We start from the raw sequence: 21,821 nt of genomic DNA on the forward strand, positions 1-21,821 counted from the left end.
TCCGCATACTGATCCGTCGAGCAACGAGCCGCTACCGCTGGGACGCCCGACCCACCACCCGACGCCTCACATGATCCATTTGCCGGTCGGTCTTAAGGGAACTTGATCAATCCGTGGAGCGGTTCGCGACGGCAGTCGCGCAGGTCGTGCCGGGGATGGTAGCCTCCGCGGCCGCTGTGGATCATCCTCCCGACACGCCGGGCCGTGGTCACGCGGCGGGGGCTGCGGGCATGCGCGGGGATACTGCGGCCATGCGCGTCGACTTCGATCCCGGGGCCATGAGCAGTGGCGCCTTCTACCGGTTCATGACCTCCGTGGTCGTCCCCCGGCCGATCGCGTGGATCTCCACCGTCACACCGGACGGACTGATCGCGAACCTCGCGCCGCACTCGTTCTTCAGCATCGCGAGCACCGATCCGCCGATCGTGCAGTTCACCTCGATCGGCCGCAAGGACTCGCTGCGCAACGTCGAGGACACCGGCGAGTTCGTGGTCAACTTCGCCTCCGAGGAGCTGCTGCGCCTCATCAATGCCACGGCCACCGACTTCCCGCGCACCGTCAGCGAGTTCGACTACGCGGACATCGAGCGCGAGCCCAGCCTGCGGGTGCGCCCACCGAGGGTGGCCGGCTCACCGATCGCCCTGGAGTGCCGCTCGCACACCACCGTGCGGATGGGCAACTCCACTCTGGTCTTCGGACGCGTGCTCCACGCCGTCGCCGACGAGGACGTCCTCGCCGACGGCCGCCCCAGCGCCCCGCTGCTGCGCCCGCTCACCAAGCTCGGCGCCGACGAGTGGGGCACCCTCGGCGAGATCCTGCACCTCAACCGCATCCCTTACGAGGAGCCCCGCCCCGCGGCGGCGTCGGGACCGGCCGCGGGCGTCTGAGCGGGCATGTCGGGCTGGAAACCGTTGTGCGGATCCACCGCAGTGTGGTGACGAGTTCCTCGCCGAAGTCCTCGCACAGGGCGAGCAACGCGCGACCGGTGGACGAATCGAGCAGCCCCGCGGACTCGGGAGAACCCGGAGGCCATCGAGGCGAGCCGACTCGACCGCGGAGTCGCGTGACGCGAAACAGCCCTCGTGCGCGCGGTCCCCCAGGCCGGCGAGGTACCGGCGGTGGGCTTCCTCCGAGGGGTGGGAGAAGAACGGGTTCTCGACGAGGCCGTCGAGGCGGCCCGCCAGTTCGGCCGAGCTTTCGACCACGCGCTCCGCCGCCTCGGCGCCGGACGTGTCCAGGAACCGTCGACGGTCTGCAGGCTGTTGACGGTCTCCGACTGGACGAGCCGGACGGCGTCCGGCTCGACTTCTGAGGTGAAGAGCGGCGCCGCGGACAGCTTGGCGAACGCTCGCCGGTAGGCCCGGTCCTGCCGCTGACCGGCAGGCGCCGCCACCAGTCGGAACAGCGACTCCGATGCGGCCCTGGTCGGTGCCCCATTCCGGGTCCAGTTCGAAGGCGAGCAGTGGCGCCCGCCACCGCCACAGGCCCAGGACGGCGGTGCGGCGCCGGTGGACGGGGTTCGGGGCCGGTATCGCTCGACGGTCACCACGGCTCAGGACGTCCTGTGGGCGGGGTCACGGTCGTGGGGCCGCGCCGTCGGCGGGGGCGGGTGGCCGTGGACGGCGGTGAGGCGTTGCAGGGCGTCGTCGATGCGGTCGAGAGCGGCGTGGGCCGGTACGGGGCCGTGCGGGGCCGGCGCCGGCAGGGCGCGGCGGGGCGGGCCAGGGCGGCGGCCGAGGGCGCGCCGGACGGCGACGGCATTGGCGGTCAGGGCCTCGGCACGGACGGCGAGGCCCGGCTCGGGCGGGACGGGGAGCAGGGCCAGGGCGCCGACGGGCTCGGCGCAGGCGCGGAGCGCGTCGAGGGCGTCGGCGGGGTGAGGGGCCGCGCGGCGCAGAAGCCGGGAGAGCGTGCGGTGGGCCCGGAAGGGAGCGGCGATCTCGTCGAGACGCAGGAGGCTGTCGTCGAACCGGGCACGTGCGGCGCCGAGTTGCGCGGCGTCATGACCGCGGAACGCGGACAGCAGGTCGGTGAGGGCGGCCAGCGCGTCGGCGGTGCGGCGCCGGGCCACGTCGCCCGAGCGGACGGGAAGGACGAACCAGGAGGCGGCGACACCGGCGAGTGCGCCGAGGACGACGGCCTCCAGCCGGATGACCAGGACGTCGGCGCCGGTCTGGCCGTAGTAGCCGTACAGCAGCGAGAGCGCGGCGGTGACGGCCCCCGCCCAGTACGCGTAACTGAGGCCGCGCAGCCATGAGGCCACCGCCAGCACCGCGAGGACGACCGCGATCGAGGAGGGGTCGCCCGGGGCGAACGCCCCCGCGAGCGAGGTCGCCACCGCGACACCCGCTGCCGCGCCGACGATCCGCAGGACGCTCTTGTGCACGACGTCGCCGCGGCCCCGGTTGCCGCTGCACACGATGAACGCGGTCAGCACGGTCCAGCTCCAGTGGTCCGGGAACACGAGCCGGCCCACGAGGAACGCGGTGCCCAGCGCCAGGGCCATCTGGCAGGCCATGCGGTCGCTGACGGCCGGACCGGTGGCCGTACGGGGCCGCGGGGCGGGCGTGGCCGGGGGAGCGGCGGACCCGACGATCCCGGCCCGGGCGGCGGCGAGTTGGCACACGGCCACACTCAGGAACGCGATCAGCGCCGCGACGGCCGCCCACAGGAACCGCGCGCCGCCGGAGCCGGGCGCCACCGGTGTGACGAGGACGGCGACGAAGGGCAGGGTCGCGAGCGTCCCGGCCGCGGTGGCGACGGGGCCGAAGCGCCGGACCCAGATCGCCGCGCCGACACCGAGGGCGAACACGGTGCTGCCGATCGCCGGAAGCCGGAACAGCAGCCACCCCACCCCCGACGTCGCCACCGCCACCACAGGCAGCACTGCGAGCCCGAGCAGCCGGCGGCGCAGCGCGGCCCCCCGCTGGACACGGGCCAGCGTCAGGGTGAGCGCGACCGTGAGCACCACGATGCCGTCGTCGAGCCCGAACCCCCTGAGCCGGAGGGCGGCGCCGAACGCGAGCAGCAGGGCGGCGGAGGTGACCGCGGCGTCGGGTATCCCGCGAAAAATACTGCGCATTCGCGTACTGCTTTCAGGTCAGAGCACAGCAACGGGCGCAAGAGTAGCAAGTGATAGCGTAGTGATATGACGGAGGAGACGGTAGGACCCGGGCGCAAAGAGGAGCCGCAGCCCCTTCTGGGGGCGGCGTCGGAGATCCGCCGTGGCGCGTCCCGGCTCGCCCGCAGGCTCCGGGCAGAACGTTCCCCCGGAGCGCTCAGCGCCAACAAGGTGGGCGTGCTCGGCCACCTCTACCGCCACGGCCCCGCCACCCCGGGCGAGGTGGCCACGGCCGACCGGCAGCAACCGCAGTCCCTGACGCGGGTGTTCGCCGAGCTCGAACGTGACGGCCTGATCTCCCGCGCCGCCGGCGAACGCGACCGCCGCCAGACCCTCCTCGCCCTGACGCCGGCCGGCCACGCCGCCCTCCTGGCGGACGTGGCCGAACGCGACGCCTGGCTCGCGTCCGCGCTCGCCGGACTGAGCGAGACCGAACGCGAGGTGCTGCGCCTGGCCGGACGCCTGATGGACCGCCTCTGCGACCCGTGAGCCGTGGGGTCGGGCCGGTTACGCGCCCTCCTCGTCCCACAGGTCGGTGCTGTGCGCGCCGGTCAGCGCCCGGACGCGGGCGAGCACATCCCCGGCGGGGCGCGGCGCGAGCCGCCTGCCGTCGCGCAGCCGCAGCGCCACACGGCCGTCGAGAGCCTCCTCGGCACCGATGACGGCCTGGTACGGGACCAGGCGGGCCTGCCTCACCCGTGCGCCCAGGCTGCCGCGCTCCGGCCCGGCGACCTCGGCGCGCAGCCCCAGGTCGAGGCAGCGCTCGGCGAGCGCCTCGGCGACGGGCAGTTCGTCCGCGGAGACCGGGAGGACCGCGATCTGGGTCGGCGCCAGCCAGGCGGGGAACGCGCCGCCGTGCTGTTCGACGAGATGGGCGACGGCCCGCTCCACGCTGCCGATGACGCTGCGGTGGACCATGACCGGGCGGTGCCTCGCGCCGTCCGCGCCGATGTACCGCAGGTCGAAGCGCTCGGGCTGATGGAAGTCGACCTGGACGGTGGACAGGGTCGACTCGCGGCCGGCGCCGTCGGCGACCTGCACGTCGATCTTCGGCCCGTAGAACGCGGCCTCGCCCTCCACCGCCTCGTACGGCAGACCCGAGCCGTCCAGCACCTCGGTGAGCAGCGCGGTCGACCTGCGCCACAGCTCCGGCGCCGCGACGTACTTGCCGCCGGGTCCGGGGAGGGAGAGCCGGTAGCGGGCGGGGGTGATGCCCAGTGCCCCGTACGCCCGGCGGATCAACTCCAGGGCCCCGCGGGCCTCGTCGGCCACCTGGTCGAGGGTGCAGAAGATGTGTGCGTCGTTGAGCTGGATCGCCCGGACGCGGGTCAGTCCGCCGAGCACGCCCGACATCTCCGAGCGGTACATGCCGCCGAGTTCGGCCATGCGCAGTGGCAGCTCGCGGTAACTGTGCCCGCGGGACCGGTAGATGAGCGCATGGTGCGGACACAGGCTGGGCCGCAGGACGACCTGCTCGCCGCCCATGTCCATGGGCGGGAACATGTCGTCGCTGTAGTGGGACCAGTGCCCGGAGATCTCGTACAGCTCGCGCTTGCCGAGGACGGGGGAGTGGACGTGCCGGTAGCCGGCACGCCGCTCGGCCTCGTGGACGTAACCCTCCAGGGCGTGGCGTACGGTCGCGCCGTCGGGCAGCCAGTAGGGCAGGCCGGCGCCGATCAGCGGGTCGGTGTCGAACAGGCCGAGTTCGCGGCCGAGTGTGCGGTGGTCGTGCACGGCGGTCTCCTCGCGGGGTGGCGGAGCGAGCGACCGCGGGTACGCAGAAGCCCCGGGGCACTCGCCCCGGGGCTTCTGACTGAAGGCATCGATCAGCGCGCCGGGACACTCTCCGGCGTCGTCGTCATGGCAGCGCGCTTCATGCGGACGACGGTAACAGGGGTGGGTCGTGGATGCCGGGTATTTTCCGGCCGGCCGGGCGGCCGGGCGTGACGGGGCGGGGTGGCGAGGCGGCCCTGTGATCGCTCTCTCCCATGTTCAGGCATCCAACCGCCGTGGGGGGAGGGCCCGTTCCACGCCGCCGCCGTCCTGGTGCAGATCGCCGCCTCGGCCGCCCCGACCTCGCCGCGGGCGGGGTGCTGCGGTCGCCGTCCGGTCATTCCGGCATGTCGTCGTGGCGACGTGGCGTCGTTCTGGGGATCGACGCCGCTTCGGTGCACCCCGGTTGCCGTGTCGACCCCGCCCTCATCGCCGGTCCAGGGCGATCCGCGCACGGCCGGTTCTGCTACGGTGACCGGCGTGTTCCTCTCCCGTGCGTAGAACGTCGCGCCAGCCGTGCCCCGTGGTGCCGGTCGTCCGATGTCCCCGCACGCTCACAGCGCGCGCTCGCGCGCCTGCCCATTCGAGGAACCTTCTGTGCATTCGTCCTCTCGCACACCGTCGTATTCCGCCGTGCTGCGGACCCCCCATGCCTTCCGGACGTTCGGCGCGGCTCTGCTGGGCCGGCTCTCCTACGGGATGGTCTCCCTGGCGCTGATGCTCGCGGTCAAGGGATCCACCGGGTCGTACGGGACCGCCGGCGCCGTCATGGCCCTGTTCGGTCTGACCAGCGTCTTTCTCTCCCCTGTCCGGGCCGCTCTGGTCGACCGGCACGGGCCGCGCCGGGCACTGACCCCGATGGCCTGCGCGTACGCGCTGCTCCTGGTCGTGCTGGCCGCTGCCACCTGGAGGCCCGGCGCTCCCGGGCTGCTCCTGGCTCTGACAGCCGTCGTCGCCGGCAGTTGCACGCCGCCGCTGGGCCCCGTGATGCGCACCGTGTGGGGCACGCTGATGCCCGACCACCAGCTGCGGCAACGGGCGTTCAGTCTGGACGCCGTGGCGGAGGAACTGCTGTTCGTCACCGGGCCCCTGCTGGTGGGCCTGCTGGTGGCACTCGCCACGCCCGCGGTCGCCGTCGCGGTGAGCGCCGCCCTGGTCCTCACCGGCACGTTCGCGTTCGTCTCGTCCCCCGCGATCCCGGCCGCGGCCGGCCACGGGACCGGCAGCGGGGCGGCCGAGGAGGCAGGGGAGAGCCCCGCGGCGGGACCGGCCCCGCGGTGGAAACCCGGACCCGAGCTGGGGCAGGCGATCGCGCTCACGGCCGGTGCGGGCGTGTGCCTGGGAGCCCTGGATCTGCTGGTCGTGGCCGTCACCGAACGGCAGCACCAACCCGGAGCGGTCGCCTGGATCCTGGCCGCGCTCTCCGCGGGCAGCGCGGTCGGCGGCCTGGCCTACGGAGCGCGGTCCTGGCGCAGCCCCGCCCGGAAGCGGTTGCCGATCCTCATCGTGGGCATGGCAATCCCTCTCGCCGCGGCCGGGATCTCCCCTGATCCGTGGAGTCTCGCGGCCGTGGTGACACTCGCGGGCCTGTTCGTCGCACCCGCCCTGAGCACCGCCTACCTGATCGCCGACGAGTCCGCCGCTGCCGGAACGCGCAACCGGGCCGGCGCCTGGGTGAACACGGCGATCAACGCCGGATCCGCGAGCGGGACAGCCGCGGTCGGCCTCGTCATCGGCAGGCTTCCCCTGGCACTCTGCTTCGCGCTCGCCGTGACTCCCGCCCTGGCCTCCGCGATCACGGTCTGGAACCGGGTGCGCCACCCGGCGCCGCCCGCCCGGACCGCCCCGGAGCCGCTCCGGACCCCCACGTCCGCCCCCGAGTGACGCCGCCGCGGGCCGGGGGGAGGCCGTGTCAGGCCGAAGCAGCCGGTCGGGGCGTGTCGCGCCGTGCGGGCTCGGCCACAGCGGGGCCGCCAGCGGTAGGAGGCGTGTTCACCCGTGCCGCGGTTGCAGCGCATCGGGAGCCGGTGGCTGCCGGGCCGCAGTTCGGGCAGGTCGATGACGGCATCGTCGAGGAAGCGGTGCCCCCTGGCGTGAAGTGGTGGCGGCGGAGGAACCGTGAGCGGCCTGGACCGAGATGATCCGCGGGAACTCGGCCCGAGTCCGCACCGACCGGATCCGGCCCACCGCGGCTACTCGTGGATCCGGGCCGCTGACAACGGGAGGGCCACGGGCCGGCAGGTGACCGGTTCGAGCTGTCCTCGAGCGGCGAGGTGGCGCTCACCCGGGCCGCCCACGCGTCGAGCCAGTCGTACAAGGTGCCGTGCGCCCAACTGCCCCCCGTCGTCCGCCCACTCGCCACGGCCGACAACACGGGCGAGGGCGCGCCTGGTTCAGGGCACGGCGACGCCCGGGGCCGGCTCGTGACGAAACGGGACCAGCCCGGGGCGGGCGGTGGATCAGACGAGCGGCTGGCCGCCGTCGACGGGCAGCGAGACGCCCGTCATGAAGGTGTTGGTCATCGCGAAGACCGCCGCCTGGGCGACGTCCTCCGTGGTGCCGATCCGCCCGGCGGGATTGGCGGCGGACAGCCGGGCGAAGAAGTCGCTCTTCTTCCGGTCGCCCAGCGCGTCCCACGCCCCGGTGTCGATGGTGCCGGGGGAGATGGCGTTGACGCGGATCGGGGCGAGTTCGACCGCCAGGGAGCGGGTGATGGTGTTGACCGCTCCGTTCGTCGCGGCGACGCCGACGAAGCCGGGATCGGGTTCGAGGGCGGCGACACCGGAGAGCAGGACGAACGAGCCGTCCGCGGGCATCCGGGGTGCGAAGTGCTTGGCCAGCATGATCGGGCCGACGACCTTGGTGTGGAAGGACAGCACGATCGCCTCGGGGCTCAGCTCGCCGACCAGGCCCCTGGCGCGTGCGGAGGCCGCGGACACGATGTGGTCGACGGCGCCGAGGTCCTCGGCCAGGGCCGCGATCGACGCCTCGTCGGTGAGGTCGACGTGCCGCACCGTCACGCCGGTGTCGCGGTACGCCTCCTCGAGGCCGGTCACGGTACGTCCGGCGGCCACGACGCGTCCGCCCTCGGCGAGCGCCGCGTCGGCGATCGCCCGGGCGATCCCGCTGCCGCGGCCGACCACGAGCACCGACCGGTCCTTGAGGGATGTGGGCATGGGGATCTCCTTCGACGGTGCCGCCCTCGAACGGCGCGGGCGGACGGAACGGACCGGGGAACGACGGGAAGCACGAGGAATGACGGGGACGACGGGGAACGCGCCGCGGCCGGCCGGCGCGCCGCCCCCGGGGGTCAGGTGCCGCGCACCTCGGCGGCGTCCAGGCCGCGGTCGACCCCGTGGGGGAGGACCTGCTGGCCGGGTTCGAGGGCGAGCCGTTTGCCGTCGAGCAGTACCTCGACCTGGTCCGGTTCGAACGAGACGAGGCCCCTGACCCGTCCGACCTGCGCGTAGGCGTCGCGGTACGACCACGCGGCCTTCCGCGAGCCGTCGATGTCGTAGTAGTCGGCGAGGCCCTTGTAGGGGCAGAACGTCTGTCCCTCGACGGGGGTCAGCGCCGTCTCGTCGACGTCCGCGCGCGGCACGTACCAGCGGGGCGCGAACCCGGATTCGTACAGCACCACCGGATGCTCCGAGCGGGCCACGACGCGGCCCTCGGAGCGCACCTCCAGGGTGCGGGAGGTGTCGCGGATGTCGATGCGGTGGTAGGCGTCGGCGGCGTGCCCGAGGATGCGCTCGTCCTCCTCGTAGAAGCCGTCCATCGCCCGCCAGGCGAAGGCGACGTGTCCCCGCAGCTCGCGCGCGTGCTCCGGGAGCGCGGTCAGTTCCCAGGCGGCGCGCTCGGTCTGCCGGTCGCCGGCCCGCACCGTGAACCAGGAGGTCTCGCCGAGGTCCTGGTGCCGGGTGGTGCGGTCGGTGGCGAGCAGCACCCCGTCCCGGACGTCGGCCCGCGGGAAGTAGGCCACCGGATAGCGCCCGGGCTCGTGGAGCAGGACCACGTCCTCGCTGTCGGCGATCCACTCGTTCGCGTACCGGACCCTCATGCGGCGGCGCAGCCGTTCGGCGAACAGCATCCGCTCGGGCAGGGGGTCCGGGACCAGGAAGCGTCCGTGCCTGGTGGTGGAGAGCGGTCCTTGCTGCCATGACAGTCCCATGGCGGTCCCTCTTCCGTATTCGATGTCTAATGCCTACCTCGACCGTAATTCCATTAGGTGATGAAGGCAACACCTGTCGACAGGCGGGTGTGGAACGCAACCTGGACGTCACTGCGGCTAATGGATAGCATCGCTGTGTGAGCATTCATGTACGTGTCGAGGAGGTTCAGGCCGCGGGCTTCCCGATGGGGGGCGAGCCCCTGGTGGCCCTGGATCTCGCCGACACTGTGATGATGGTCGCCGAACCGCCCGTCGACCTCATGGAACCGGCCTCCGCCGCTGCCGCCTGGTGGGAGATCCAGTCGCGCCGGCTTCCCCCGGGCCCCGCCCCGGCCCCGGTGGCGGCGCGCAGGCTCCGCGCCGCGATCCGGGAGGTACTGGACGCCCACCTGGAGGACCGGCCCGCGGACGCCGCCGCCGTGGACGACATCAACGCCGCGGCCTCGTCCGTGCCCGCCAGCCCGCGCCTGGTCGTCACCGGCGACGGGCCGCGCGCCGCCACCCGCTGGCACACCGAGCACGGCGGGAACGCCGCACTCGCCGCGATCGCGGGCGAGGCCATCGCACTCCTGGGCAGCCCCGACCGGCTGCGGCTGCTGAGGCGCTGCGCGAACCCCGAGTGCTCGATGCTGTTCCTCGCCGAGAACCCGCGACGCAAGTGGTGCACGAGCAACATCTGCGGGAACCGCGCCCGGGTCGCGCGCCACTACGCGCGCACCCACGCGGGCTGACGGTTGTCCTGCGCCCCGGCAGGCGGTGATCATGGGGCGTCACGCGACCACCGCAGGCGAAGGGTTGACCCATGGTGAGCACGGTCATCATCGGAAGCGAGCGCAGTGAGACCGGTCTGCCGGCCGGGATGGACGTCCTGCGCCGCGGCGGCTCCGCGCTGGACGCCGTCGAAGCGGCGATGCGCCGCTGTGAGGACAATCTCGCCGACCACTACGTCGGCACCGGCGGACTGCCCAACGCGCAGGGCGTCGTGGAACTCGACGCGTCGGTGATGCTGGGCTCCGACCGCCGCTTCGGCGCGGTCGGCGCACTGCGCGGGTATCCGAACGCGATATCGGTGGCCCGTGCGGTGCTGGAGCGGTTGCCGCAGCACTGCCTGCTGGTCGGCGAGGGCGCGGCGCTGTTCGCCCAGGAGAACGGTTTCGCCCCCGCCGAGCTGCTGACCGACGAGGCCCGCGCCCTGTGGCGGGAGCAGCTGCTGACGGCCGTCGACTCGGTGGAGGGGGAGAACACCGCCGCGGCGGACGGCGACCACCGCTACCGGCGCGCGGCGCTGGACCTGGTGCGCCGGATGGCGCCGCACGAGGGTCCGTGGGGGACGGTCAACATCATCGCGCTGGACGGGAGCGGCGAGCTGTGTGTCGGGGTCTCCACCTCCGGCTACCCGTTCAAGTACCCGGGGCGGGTCGGCGACTCCGCGGTCCCCGGCGCGGGCAACTGGTGCGACCTGCGGGGCGGCGGGGCCGCCTGCACGGGACGCGGCGAGTTGAGCATGCGCGGTGGCACCGCGCGGACCGTCGTCGACCTGCTCGCGCTGGGCAAGGAGCCCGCCGACGCCTGCCGCATCGCGCTCCAGGAGACCGCGGGTCTGCCCGACGACTACCGCGCCGAACTGCGGGCGCTGGCCCTCACGCCCGACGGCCGGCACGGTGGTGCGGCCGGTCAGGACGGCAGCGTCTACGCGGTGATGACCGACAGTTCGACCGGGCCGGAACTGCACCCCCGCTGCGTGGCGTGAGGCCGTCCGGCCGGTCGCCCCCAGAGTCGTGGGCCATGCCGGTGATGTCCCGGGCCGCCCCGACTGGCCCGCGGCCCGTCCGTGTGCATGGGCGTGCCTCGCCCCCCACGGTGCCCGCGGGCCCGGCGGGCACCGTCCCGCAGCCAGGTGTCCCGGCGCGCGCCGCCACCCTGATGGCGGTGCGGTGCGCGGTGGCGGACCGCTGGGGCACCACCGAAGCTTTTGTTCTGCATCGTGGTGTCTGGTGGTGTCGTGTGCGGTTCCTGCCGTTGTCGGATCGTCGTGGGCGAGTGTCGCTGCTATGGGTGAGGTGAGTGGCGCCGGGCGGGACTCCGGCGACGAACTGGGCCGGGCGTGGTTCCCGCTGGATCCGGGCCTGGAACGGATCTCGACGGAGCTGAACGACCTGGCGCGGGCCCAGCACCGACTGCATCTGCTGATGGCGGCGATGCTGGCGATCAGCCGCGAGCTCGATCTGGAAGTCGTGCTGTCCCGCATCGTGTCGGCCGCGGTGGACGTGGTCGGTGCGCGCTACGGAGCGCTCGGCGTGCTCGACGCCAAGGGCGAGGGCCTGGCCGAGTTCCTCACCGTCGGCCTGGACGACGCCGAGCGGGAACGCCTGGCCGGTACGGAACTCCCGCGCGGCCGCGGCCTGCTCGGCTATCTGATCCGCCACCCCGAGCCGCTGCGCGTGGCCGACATCGCCCGGCACCCGGAGTCGGTCGGCTTTCCGCCCGGCCACCCGAAGATGCGGACCCTGCTCGGGGTGGCCATCAGCGTGCACCAGCAGGTCTACGGCAACCTCTACCTGTCCGAGCGCGTGGACGGAGGCCCCTTCGACGAGTCCGACGAGGCGATGCTCGTGGCACTGGCCGGCACGGCCGGCGTCGCCATCGAGAACGCCCGCCTCTTCGAGCGCGTCCGCGACCGCAACGAGGAGTTCCAGCGCCTCTTCCTGCCCGGCCTGCCCGACCTGCGTCCCGTCGAGGCGGCCGCCGTCTACCGGCCCCCCGTGCAGCCGGAGCACATCGGCGGCGACTGGTACGACGCCGTCCTGCTGCCCGACGGCTCCTGCGCCGCCGTCGTCGGCGACGTGGCCGGACACGATCTGCGCGCCGCCGCCGCCATGGCCCAGACCCGCAGCATGCTCCGTGCGCTCCTCTACGAGCTGCGCACGCCTCCCAGCGCCGTCCTGTCGCGGCTGGACAGCACGCAGGACGCCTTCGACGAGCAGAGCGTGACCACCGCCTGCCTGGTCCGCATCGAGACCAGGGGCCCGGACGCGTGGACCCTGCACTGGAGCACGGCCGGCCACCCGCCGCCGCTGCTCGTCACCCCCGACGGCCACGCCCGCTTCCTGTCCCCCGAGCCTGACCTGCCCCTCGGCGTGGACATCTCCGTGCGGCGGCACGACCACGCCCACCGCCTCGAACCCGGCTCCACGGTCGTGCTGTACACCGACGGACTGGTCGAGCACCGCGACGTGCCCGTCGACATCGGCCTGCGGGCCCTCGCCCAACTCGCCTCCGCGCACGCCCACTTGCCGGTCGACCGGTTCTGCGCCGTCATCGCCGACCAGCACCCCAGCGACGGCCACGACGACCTGGCCGTCCTGGCCCTGCGCACCCCCACGGACTGACGCGGTCCACGGCCTCCGGCGTACCGCGGGTCCGGTGCGCCCTGCGCTCCCCGCGCGCCGCGACGGTCATCCGCGCTTCGCACCTGCGCAATTGCGCGTACTCCTACGGGATCTTCTCTTGTCATGCGCGCGCGGGACGGCGAGGGTCGGGACGAGCCGCGGGCGCGATGGTGCGCCGAGCATCTGAAGTCCCACTACCGGGCCCGGGGTCGTACCGGGCCGTCGGAGGCACGTTGTCCATGTCATCTCGTACACGGCGCCGGCCCGTTCACAGACCCGGCCGCGCCGGCCTGGCCGCCCTGCTCGCCGTCACCACGGCGCTGGGTGTCGCCGGCCTGACGTCCCCCGTACACGCCGCGGAAGCGGAGCCGGCCGCGCCGGCCGGTGCGGAGCCGACTCCCGATACGGCGACTCCCGCTCTGGTGGAGGGGCTTGACGACGCGGTGGACGCGTCGGCGCCGGCCGCGGAGGCGGCTCGTTCGCATCTGGCCGGTCACCGGGAGCGGTACCGGATTCCCGCGCCGGACCGGGACCTGGTCACGGACTCGGTGACGACGGAGGCCGACGGTTCGGAGACCGTGCGGCTGGGCCAGAGGTACCGGGGCGTGCCGGTGCTCGGCGCGCAGTACGTGGTGCGCATGGCGCACCGCGACGGGAAGCGGACCGTGACCGGCACCTCCGGTGCCTACTTCACCGCCCTGGACGTCGACACCGCACGGCCCGCCCTCCCGGCGGCCACCGCCGTCCGGCGCGCCGTGCAGGAGATCCGGTCCGGACTCGCCCGCGGCGGATACCGCCCGGCCCACGCCAGGACCGCCGCGGACGACCTGTCCGGCACCGACCGGGGCCTGACCGTCCTGCCGGTCGGCAAGGGCGTGCTCGCCCGGCACGTCACCGTCCGCGGCACCGACCCCGCCACCCGCATGCCGCTCGTGCAGGAGGTCTACGTCGACGCCGCCACTGGCGTCACGCTCTTCGAGTCCGGCGGCCTTCCCACCTTCGCGGCGCCGACCCCGGCCGCCGCCGTCCACACCGAGGGCACCTCGATGAGGCCCGGCAAGCCGGCCGCGCCCGGCGCCGGTTCGGGGAGCGTCACCGGCAGCGGCACCCTCCTGAACGGCGGCACCGTGCCGCTGTACCTGACCAAGGACACCGGCACCGGCGCGTACCTGCTGCGCGACACCGCGCACATGGCGGACAGCAAGCAGCACGGCGTGATCCAGACCTGGGACGCCTCCAGCGTCTGGTACCAGGACGTCTCCGGCGCCTGGCCCGAGGGCATCGTCCCGTTCGCCTCGCCCACGCCGAAGGTGGGCCCCGAGCTCACCGAGACCGGCGCGGTGGACGCGCACTGGGCCGCGGGCCAGGTGTACGACTTCTACCGCGACACCTTCAAGCGCGACAGCCTCGACGGCAAGGGCATGACCATCAACTCCCTGGTGGGCGTGACGGACTTCGGCTCCCCGTTCGTCAACGCCTTCTGGGACCACACCAAGATGGTCTACGGCACGGGTGACGACGAGTACCGCTCGCTCGCCTCCGATCTCGACGTGGTCGGCCACGAGATGACCCACGGCGTGGTCGAGCACACCGCCGACCTGGTCTACGCGGGCCAGTCCGGCGCGATGAACGAGGCGATCGCCGACTACTTCGGCAACACCATCGACGTCACCGTCAACCACACCCCGATGACCGACCCCGACGCGGGCCTCATCGGCGGCGACCTCTGCCGCACCCGCACGCCGCGGCAGTGCGCGTTCCGCGACCTCAACGACGGCGCCTCCACTGCCAAGTTCGTCGGCCTGCCGCTCGGCTCCTCGTACGACAACGGTGGAGTCCACATGAACTCCACCATCTTCAGCGGTGCCCTGTGGGACATCCGTGAGCGCCTCGGCGGCGCGCTCGCCGACCGCATCGTCTACCGCGCGCTGACCTCGTACATCGCCCCGCTCGACGGCTTCGACGAGGGCCGGGACGCGGTGCTCGCCGCGGCGCGGTCGCTCGGCGTCAAGGGCAGTCAACTGGCGGTCGTCAAGGGCGCGTTCGACGCCCATGGCATCGTCCCCGGCTGGGAGAAGTCCCTCGGCCTCGACAGCGACGTCCTCATGGGCCGGGTCGGCACCCTGATGTCGTACGTCGGCAGCGGCAACAACCCCAGCGCGGGCAACGGCTGGTGGGCGGCGCCCAAGTCCAGCGCCGACAGCACGGCCCCGTACGCGATATGGGTGGGCCGCACCGACGGCGCCGGCAAGCCCCGGCAGGTCTCGCCGGACGACGGCCGCACCCACCTCAGCCCCGTCACCGACGGCAAGCGCGTGGTCTGGGTGGCCGTCGGGGACGTCTCCCCGGACGACCCCTACGCGCACACCTACGACATCCTGGCCGCGCCGGTCACCGGCGGCCGGCCGAAGACGCTGTTCAGCACCACGTCCGAGATCAGCGGGCTGAGCGTCGACGGTGACACGGTGGCCTGGTCCTACCGCGACGAGTCGACCGGGCTCCAGCGGGTCTTCTACCTCAAGGGCGGCGCCACCACTCCGCAGCGGGTCCCGCTCAGTCACGACTACAACCAGGCCGTCGAGCCGGCGGTGCGCGGCGGGCGCATCGCGTACCTCCAGGACGGCATGTTCGACGGCGTCTACGGTGTCGCCGTCGAGGTCTACGACATCGCGACCGGCACCACCACGAGCCTGGGCGCGCCCTCGCAGCCGGAGTGGATCAGCGCCCCGGTCATCACGGCTTCCGGGGTGTACTGGCTCATCGACACCGACTACACCGACGACGACCTGACCACGCTGCGCCGTGCCGACCTCGACGGCTCCCATGTCACGGACCTGATACCGGAGAAGAGCGCGCACCCGGTCCGGGCCTACGGCCTGACCGCCTCGGACACCGCGGTCACCCTCACGGTCTACTCGTCCTGGACCCAGGTCTTCGACGACTACAACGACTCCCTGGCCAAGCTCTACCAGTTCACCCCGCAGGGCGCCCCGCTCGGCCGGGTCTCCTGCAGCCACGGCCAGCAGGCCAACGCGGCGGCCGACACCGGCAGGCGCGTCCTGTGGCTGGACACCACGACCACCGACACCGACCTGGTGACCCGCAACCGCCCGGCGGGCACCTGCTCCTGACCGTCACCGCCGCACCAGTGGGCCCCCGTCGCGACGTGTCGCGGCGGGGGCCCACTGCCATGACCCGTCAGCGGCTCCACGGGAGCCGCAGTGCGTGTCCCTGCGCGCGTCCCGCCTCGGCGGCGGGCCGGCGCGTGGACGGGTCGAGCGAGTTGGTGCCGATCGCGGCGAGCGACGCCTCGTCCGGCTCGACGACCGCGACCTCCGCACCGTCGGCGCGCAGTTCACCGACTGCCTGCTCCAGGGGTACTTCGGTGGGGAACAGGTCGGTGCTCCCCATGGGCGCCAGCACCAGGACCCGGGAGGCGCCCTGCGCGTAGTCGGCGTTGACGGTGGAGCGCACGCCGCCGTCGATGTAGCGGCGCCCGCCGATCGTGGCGGGCGGCCAGACGCCCGGCACGGCGCAGCTCGCCGTGACGGCGTCGACCAGGCTCACACCGGAGCCGCTGTCGAAGACCCGCGGCTCCCCGGTCGCGGCCTCCACGGCGACGATCTTGAGGGCGCGGCGGGGCCACACGTGCGACGGGAGGCGTGACGCGACGACCGCACGCCGGACGTCCTCCGCCACCGTCTCGGTGCCCAGCGCGAACCTTCCCGCCGCGCGGCGCATGTCCACGATGCCGGTGGCACCCCGCAGCGCACCGCCGATCCGCTCGCCGAGGGTCCCCAGGTCCACGTCGACCATGATCTCCGCGGCCTGCAGTGCCGGCTCGGTCTGCCGGGCGTACAGCTCCTCCAGGGGCAGTCCGCTGCCCAGTTGGGCCGCGACGGTGGAACCCGCCGAGGTGCCCACGAGCACATCGGCCCCGGTGACGTCCCGGCCCGCGTCCGCGAGTCCGGTCAGCAGCCCGGTGAGCCATGCGATTCCGGCGACGCCACCTCCGCCGAGTACCAGTGCCTCGGTCATGTCCCGCCCTCTCGTCGTGCCCCGGTGTCCGGGGACCCTGGAACATCCTCCACCCCTGGCCCGCGGCGGTGCCGACAGGGACGCGGGACGGCTCGAAGGACTTATTGAAAACGATAACCGTTTGTGTATAGTCCTCGGCAGAGCCCACCACGAACTCCCCGGAGGAATCCATGCCCATGCCCATGTCCCCGTCCCGGCCCCTGGCCCTGGGCGCCGGGCTCTGCCTCGCGGCCCTTGCCGCCGGATGCGGCACCACCTCGGGCGCCTCGTCGCAGACGGTCCCGTCCTCGGCCTCGGCCTCGTCCCCGTCCGCACACGTGCCTGTCGTCGCCTCCACGAACGTCTACGGGGACATCGCCCGCCGCATAGGTGCCGGGCGGGTCGACGTCACCTCGATCATCGAAAGCCCCGACCAGGACCCGCACTCCTACGAGGCGGGCACGCAGAACCAGTTGGCCCTGTCGAAGGCCAAGGTCGTGATCGAGAACGGCGGCGGCTACGACGACTTCGTGGACCGCATGCTGCGCAGCGCCGGCAACGATTCCGCCCGCGTGATCAACGCGGTGAAGGTGTCGGGGAAGACCGCGCCGCCCGGCGGCGAGCTCAACGAGCACGTCTGGTACGACTTCCCCTCGGTCGCCGGACTCGCCGACGAGATAGCCGGCGCGCTCGCCGCGGCCGACCCGGCGGGCGCGAGCGGCTACACGGCCAACGCCGCCGCCTTCAAGGCGAAGTTGCAGCCGTTGACGGCGAAGGAGGCCGGCATCAAGGCCGCGCACGGCGGCGAGGCGGTGGCCATCACCGAGCCCGTGCCGCTCTACCTGATCGAGGCGAGCGGCCTGCGCAACGCGACACCCCCGGATTTCAGCGAGGCCGTCGAGGAGGGCGACGACGTCTCCCCGCGGACCCTCCAGGAGACGCTGGCCCTGTTCACCGGGAAGAAGGTGAAGGCGCTGGTCTACAACGAGCAGACCTCCGGCCCGCAGACCGAGAAGGTCAAGAAGGCGGCCGAGGCGGCCGGTGTTCCCGTCGTCCCCGTCACCGAGACGCTCCCGCAGGGCAAGGACTACCTCGGCTGGATGACCGCCAACGTCGATGCCCTCGCCGGCGCGCTGGGCGCATGAGCGACCCCGCCGCGCCCCGCATCCCCCCGGCCCGCCAGGGCGGTTCCCCCGGCAGCGGCACGGCACCGGTGATCAGCCTGCGCGGTGGCGCACTGGCCTACGGCTCGCGTGTCCTGTGGGAGGGGCTGGACCTCGACGTGCACCCCGGTGAGTTCCTGGCCGTACTCGGTCCCAACGGGGCAGGCAAGACCAGTCTGGTGCGGGCTCTGCTGGGTCACCGGCCGCTGTCCGCGGGGACGTTGACCGTCCTGGGTGAGCCCCCGCGCAGCGGCAGCCGGCACATCGGCCACATCCCGCAGCAGGCCGCGCTGTCCGCGCAGACCATGCTGCGGGCCCGGGACCTGGTGCGGCTCGGCATCGACGGCCACGTCTTCGGGCCGCGCCGGTCCGGCCGCGCGGTCCGCCGCCGTGTCGACGAGGTGCTGCGCTCGGTCGGGGCGGAGGCGTACGCGGACGAACCGGTCGGGCTGCTGTCGGGCGGCGAGCGGCAGCGCGTAAGGGTCGCGCAGGCGCTCGCCGGCGATCCGCGGATCCTGCTGTGCGACGAGCCCCTGCTCTCCCTGGACCTGCACCACCAGCGGGCGGTGACCGGGCTCGTCGACGCCCGGCGCCGTTCGCACGGCACCGCCGTGGTGTTCGTGACCCACGAGATCAACCCGGTGCTGGGCGCCGCCGACCGCGTCCTCTACCTCGCCCGCGGCGGCCACCGCACCGGGCCCCCGGACGAGGTGCTGACCTCGGACTCGCTGTCCCGGTTGTACGGGACCCGGGTCGACGTCGTCCGCGTCGGCGGCCGCGTCACGGTCGTCGGCGCGCCCGACGAGGCGGCCGGCCCTCCCCACCACGCCGAACCGCCGGAAGAGACGCGGGCCCGGCAGACAGGACAGGCAGGACGGACATGGCAGACATGACGGGTACGACGCTCGCCGACGGGTTGTGGCAGCAGGTCTTCGTCTTCGACCACTACGGCGAACTCCTGCCCCTGGTCCGCAACTCGCTGATCGCCGGGGCCGTGATCGGCCTGGTCGGCGGTCTGGTGGGGGTCTTCGTCATCATGCGGGACCTGCCGTTCGCCGTGCACGGGATCAGCGAGCTGTCCTTCGCCGGGGCCTCGGGCGCCCTGCTGCTCGGGGTGAACGTGGTGGCGGGCTCCATCGTCGGCTCCCTGGTGGCGGCCGGGGCGATCGGACTGCTCGGCGCGCGGGCCCGTGAGCGCAACTCGGCGATCGGCATCATCATGCCGTTCGGGCTCGGCCTGGGAGTGCTCTTCCTCGCGCTCTACAAGGGTCGCGCCGCCAACAAGTTCGGCCTGCTCACCGGGCAGATCGTGGCCGTCGACACCCCTCAGACGACCTGGCTGATCGGCACGTCCGCGCTCGTCCTCCTCGTTCTGGCGATCATGTGGCGGCCGCTGACGTTCGCCAGCGCGGACCCCGAGGTCGCGGCGGCACGCGGCGTGCCACTGAAGGGGCTGTCCTTCGCCTTCATGCTCGCGCTCGGGGCGGCCGTCGCGCTGTCGGTGCAGATCATCGGGGCGCTGCTGGTCCTCACCCTCGTCGTCACCCCCGCGGCCGCCGCGGCCCGTGTGACCGCCTCACCGGTGCTGCTGGCGGCGCTGAGCGCGGGATTCGCGATCCTCTCGATCGAGGGCGGCATCCTCCTCGCGCTGGGCAGCACCATCCCCATCAGCCCCTACGTGACGACGATCTCGTTCACGATCTACGCGTGCTGCCGTCTGGCGGGCCGTCGGCGCCCGTGGCGGGCAGCCCGTCCCAGAACCGCGTGAGGGCGGCGGCCGTGGCGGCCGGCTGCTGGAGGTTGGGCGAGTGCTCCGCGTCCGCCACGACGGTCCGGTGGGCGCCGAGCCGGCGGGCCATGTCCGCGAGGAGGTCCGGTGCCCAGGCGTCGTCCCGGTCGCCGTACAGGACGTGCAGCGGCAGCGCCGTGACGGCGGCCAGCTCGTCCGTCCGGTCGGGCTCCTCCAGGAGCCGGGCACCGGCGACCCGCAGTTGCACCGGGCTGTTGCGCAGCCAGCGCTGCCGCAGGAGCTCGGTGTCGGCCGGCGTCGCGGCGGCCGGCTTGAGCTGCTGCATGACGTCCCAGATCTGCTGCATCGTCATGGTGACCAGGGCGTCCAGGAGCAGCTTCAGCAGCAGGCCGCGCTCCTCGCCGACCTCCGCGGGCCCGGACGACATCAGGGTGAGGGACAGGAACGGACGCCGGTCGGTGAGGACGGCCGCGCGGGCGACCTGTCCGCCCATCGAGTGGCCGAGCAGGTGCACGGGTGTGGCCAGGGCCTCCGCCTGGGCCAGCACGTCGGCCACCAGGGCCTCCTGCGCGTAGGCGGCCTCCTGGTCCGGGCCCTTCGTCCCGTCCTGGCCGCGGCCGTCGACGGCGACCGCGCGGTAGCCGGCGTCGACCATGGCGCCCAGCAGGGGTATGAACTCGTCCTTGCTGCCGGTGTAGCCGGGCAGCAGCAGGACCGTGCCCCGGGCCGGGTTCTCGGGAGCGGCCTCCAGGGCGGCGAATGCGCCGCGCCGGGTCGGCAGCGTCGTACGGCGGGCCCCGTGCGGCAGGGCGAAGACGGAGAGCGATGTTTCGTCGGACACCCGCGAAGCCTATGCGGCCGCCTTTCTCCCGCTCGCACGGGCAGGTCCTCGGAGCACCGCCGGGGCGCGTGCCGGCCGGTGCGCCTTGGGTCGCGGCGCGGGCGCGGGCCACCGCGCCGGCAGAGCGACCGCCCGCGGGACCGGTCCACGGTGAGTGGCGACGTCCGGCGGAAGCGGTCCGGAACGATGAGTACCCACGTCAGGGCGGAGAGGGAAGGCGACCGGACCAAGGTGCGCCGTACGCAGGCACCGTGATCACCGGTCAGCTCCGCCGGCGCGGTTCCCGCGGCCGTTCACGGCGCGCGTCCGCGGGGTGAGCCGTCCCGCTGCCTGAGCGACCGTACGCGTCCCCGGCGGCCGCCCATCCCGGACCGAGGGACTGCTGCTGTCCTATTTATGCCGATATGATGCGTTTCGTGATCGCGCGCAGGCAGTTACGGGGCCATCGCTTCCGCCACATCGGCCGGTGGCGGGCCGCCCTGCTGCCGCCGGTGCTCCTGACGGTCCTGATCGCGGTCCTGGCGTTCGCCACCCCACGGGAGATCGCCTTCAGCCGGCTCCTTCCCACCGCGCCCGCGCTCGCGGCCGCGATGTGGCCGGTGATCCCCACGATCCTGCTGGGCGTGTGCTGCCTCCTGGTCATGATCGGCCTCGGCATGGTCTACCCGGACCTGGGGACCCCCTACACGGGTGCCGCGATCGTCGCCGTGACCCTGGCGGCCGCCTACGCCAGCCACGTCCGGCTCCAGCGGGAGGAGGCGCTCTTCCAGGTGCGGCTCGTCGCCGACGCGGCCCAGCAGGTGCTCCTCCGTCCCCTGCCGCACCGTATGCAGTGCGTCGAGATCGAGTCGCTGTACCTCGCCTCGCAGGAGCAGGCGCGGATCGGCGGCGACTTCTACGAGGCGGCCGACACCCCGCACGGCGTCCGGCTGCTCATCGGCGACGTGCGCGGCAAGGGCCTGTCCGCGGTGGGCGCGGCAGCCGCCGTGACCGCCTGCTTCCGGGAGAGCGCCCACGACGAGCCGGACCTGCGGGGCATCCCCCCGCGCCTGGAGACCAGCATCGCCCGGCACAGCGCCACCTTCCCGGGGCCCGACCTGCCGGAGCGCTTCGCCACCGCCGTCCTCGCCGAGATCCCGCACGGCAGCGGCCAGGTCCGGATCCTGAACTGTGGGCATCCGCCGCCGCTGCTGATCCACCGCGGGGAGATCCGGGTGCTGGAGCCCACGATGCCCTCGCCGCCGCTGAACCTCGCGCGGCTCATCGGGGACCGCTACTGGATCGACACCTTCGCCTTCGACCCGGGCGATCAGCTGCTGCTCTACACCGACGGCGTGACCGAGACCCGGGACCGCACCGGCGCCTTCTTCCCGCTCGCGGACTGGATCCGCGGCCAGGGCCGCAGAGAGCCCCGCGAGCTGCTGGACCGGCTCCACCAGGAACTGCTCCGCTACGGAGGGGGCCGGCTCGGCGACGACATCGCGGCCGTCGCCGTCCAGTGCAACGGCGTGCCGGCCCGCGAACCCTCCGCGTGAACCTCCGCGCCCGCACCCGAGGCGCGGACGGCGGATGCGATGATCACGGGTACGGGCCGTC

17 protein-coding genes are annotated in these 21,821 nt (G+C 73.4%); 11 read left to right on the forward strand and 6 right to left on the reverse strand.

The window, feature by feature from the left end; translation table 11 throughout:
• Positions 1 to 251: 251 nt before the first annotated feature.
• A complete protein-coding gene (locus tag ACIP98_RS18370; protein WP_319659434.1) occupies positions 252 to 887 on the forward strand; it encodes a flavin reductase family protein in 636 nt (211 codons plus the stop codon).
• A 665-nt stretch (positions 888 to 1,552) separates the two neighbouring features.
• On the opposite strand, the gene ACIP98_RS18375 is transcribed toward ACIP98_RS18370, so the two are convergent.
• Positions 1,553 to 3,082: an FUSC family protein gene (locus ACIP98_RS18375; protein WP_319659433.1), complete on the reverse strand. Its 1,530-nt coding sequence runs from the start codon at positions 3,080 to 3,082 to the stop codon at positions 1,553 to 1,555.
• 66 nt (positions 3,083 to 3,148) lie between these two features.
• Here ACIP98_RS18375 and ACIP98_RS18380 point away from each other — a divergent pair, with 66 nt between their 5' ends.
• Positions 3,149 to 3,610 (forward strand): MarR family transcriptional regulator, encoded by a 462-nt coding sequence (locus ACIP98_RS18380; protein WP_319659432.1) that lies wholly within the window; start codon positions 3,149 to 3,151, stop codon positions 3,608 to 3,610.
• 18 nt (positions 3,611 to 3,628) lie between these two features.
• On the opposite strand, the gene thrS is transcribed toward ACIP98_RS18380, so the two are convergent.
• Positions 3,629 to 4,948 carry a threonine--tRNA ligase gene (thrS, locus tag ACIP98_RS18385; protein WP_401976995.1) on the reverse strand — a complete coding sequence of 440 codons (1,320 nt, stop codon included), beginning with the start codon at positions 4,946 to 4,948 and terminating at the stop codon, positions 3,629 to 3,631.
• Positions 4,949 to 5,527: 579 nt separating this feature from the next.
• Between thrS and ACIP98_RS18390 the strand changes: the two genes are divergently transcribed.
• Positions 5,528 to 6,778: an MFS transporter gene (locus tag ACIP98_RS18390; protein WP_319659431.1), complete on the forward strand. Its 1,251-nt coding sequence runs from the start codon at positions 5,528 to 5,530 to the stop codon at positions 6,776 to 6,778.
• A gap of 575 nt (positions 6,779 to 7,353) precedes the next feature.
• On the opposite strand, the gene ACIP98_RS18395 is transcribed toward ACIP98_RS18390, so the two are convergent.
• A complete protein-coding gene (locus tag ACIP98_RS18395; protein WP_401976857.1) occupies positions 7,354 to 8,070 on the reverse strand; it encodes an SDR family oxidoreductase in 717 nt (238 codons plus the stop codon).
• Between the two features lie 134 nt (positions 8,071 to 8,204).
• Complete coding sequence (locus ACIP98_RS18400) at positions 8,205 to 9,065, reverse strand: DUF427 domain-containing protein (RefSeq protein ID WP_401976858.1); 861 nt, start codon at positions 9,063 to 9,065, stop codon at positions 8,205 to 8,207.
• A 137-nt stretch (positions 9,066 to 9,202) separates the two neighbouring features.
• On the opposite strand from ACIP98_RS18400, the gene ACIP98_RS18405 reads away from it, so the two are divergent.
• The 4 genes from ACIP98_RS18405 (at position 9,203) to ACIP98_RS18420 (ending at position 15,585) form a co-directional block, all read left to right on the forward strand.
• Positions 9,203 to 9,796: a CGNR zinc finger domain-containing protein gene (locus ACIP98_RS18405; protein WP_401976859.1), complete on the forward strand. Its 594-nt coding sequence runs from the start codon at positions 9,203 to 9,205 to the stop codon at positions 9,794 to 9,796.
• 71 nt (positions 9,797 to 9,867) lie between these two features.
• Positions 9,868 to 10,815, forward strand: coding sequence for a N(4)-(beta-N-acetylglucosaminyl)-L-asparaginase (locus ACIP98_RS18410; RefSeq protein ID WP_319659427.1), 948 nt, complete (start codon positions 9,868 to 9,870; stop codon positions 10,813 to 10,815).
• Positions 10,816 to 11,116: 301 nt separating this feature from the next.
• Positions 11,117 to 12,454, forward strand: coding sequence for a GAF domain-containing SpoIIE family protein phosphatase (locus tag ACIP98_RS18415; RefSeq protein WP_319659426.1), 1,338 nt, complete (start codon positions 11,117 to 11,119; stop codon positions 12,452 to 12,454).
• A 239-nt stretch (positions 12,455 to 12,693) separates the two neighbouring features.
• Entirely contained in the window at positions 12,694 to 15,585 is a 2,892-nt protein-coding gene (locus ACIP98_RS18420) for a M4 family metallopeptidase (RefSeq protein ID WP_319659425.1), read from the forward strand.
• Positions 15,586 to 15,652: 67 nt separating this feature from the next.
• Here the strand turns inward: ACIP98_RS18420 and ACIP98_RS18425 are convergent, their stop codons facing one another.
• A complete protein-coding gene (locus ACIP98_RS18425; protein WP_319659424.1) occupies positions 15,653 to 16,492 on the reverse strand; it encodes a patatin-like phospholipase family protein in 840 nt (279 codons plus the stop codon).
• Between the two features lie 176 nt (positions 16,493 to 16,668).
• On the opposite strand from ACIP98_RS18425, the gene ACIP98_RS18430 reads away from it, so the two are divergent.
• Genes ACIP98_RS18430 through ACIP98_RS18440 form a run of 3 tightly spaced genes read left to right on the forward strand, consistent with a single transcriptional unit; the run spans position 16,669 to position 19,402 of the window.
• Positions 16,669 to 17,616, forward strand: a complete 948-nt coding sequence (locus tag ACIP98_RS18430; RefSeq protein WP_401976860.1) for a metal ABC transporter solute-binding protein, Zn/Mn family — start codon at positions 16,669 to 16,671, stop codon at positions 17,614 to 17,616.
• A complete protein-coding gene (locus ACIP98_RS18435) occupies positions 17,613 to 18,527 on the forward strand; it encodes an ATP-binding cassette domain-containing protein (RefSeq protein ID WP_319659422.1) in 915 nt (304 codons plus the stop codon). Before ACIP98_RS18430 ends, ACIP98_RS18435 begins: the two co-directional genes overlap by 4 nt.
• On the forward strand, positions 18,515 to 19,402 hold the full coding sequence (locus ACIP98_RS18440) for a metal ABC transporter permease (RefSeq protein ID WP_319659421.1): 888 nt from the start codon (positions 18,515 to 18,517) through the stop codon (positions 19,400 to 19,402). The genes ACIP98_RS18435 and ACIP98_RS18440 overlap by 13 nt, the downstream gene beginning before the upstream one ends.
• Here the strand turns inward: ACIP98_RS18440 and ACIP98_RS18445 are convergent.
• Positions 19,329 to 20,225, reverse strand: a complete 897-nt coding sequence (locus ACIP98_RS18445) for an alpha/beta hydrolase (protein ID WP_319659420.1) — start codon at positions 20,223 to 20,225, stop codon at positions 19,329 to 19,331. The two genes, ACIP98_RS18440 and ACIP98_RS18445, sit on opposite strands and share 74 nt — an antisense overlap.
• Positions 20,226 to 20,632: 407 nt before the next feature.
• Here ACIP98_RS18445 and ACIP98_RS18450 point away from each other — a divergent pair, with 407 nt between their 5' ends.
• Positions 20,633 to 21,760, forward strand: a complete 1,128-nt coding sequence (locus ACIP98_RS18450) for a PP2C family protein-serine/threonine phosphatase (protein ID WP_401976862.1) — start codon at positions 20,633 to 20,635, stop codon at positions 21,758 to 21,760.
• The last annotated feature ends 61 nt before the right edge of the window (positions 21,761 to 21,821 follow it).

This window comes from Streptomyces sp. NPDC088354 (assembly GCF_044753585.1).
Lineage (GTDB): Bacteria > Actinomycetota > Actinomycetes > Streptomycetales > Streptomycetaceae > Actinacidiphila.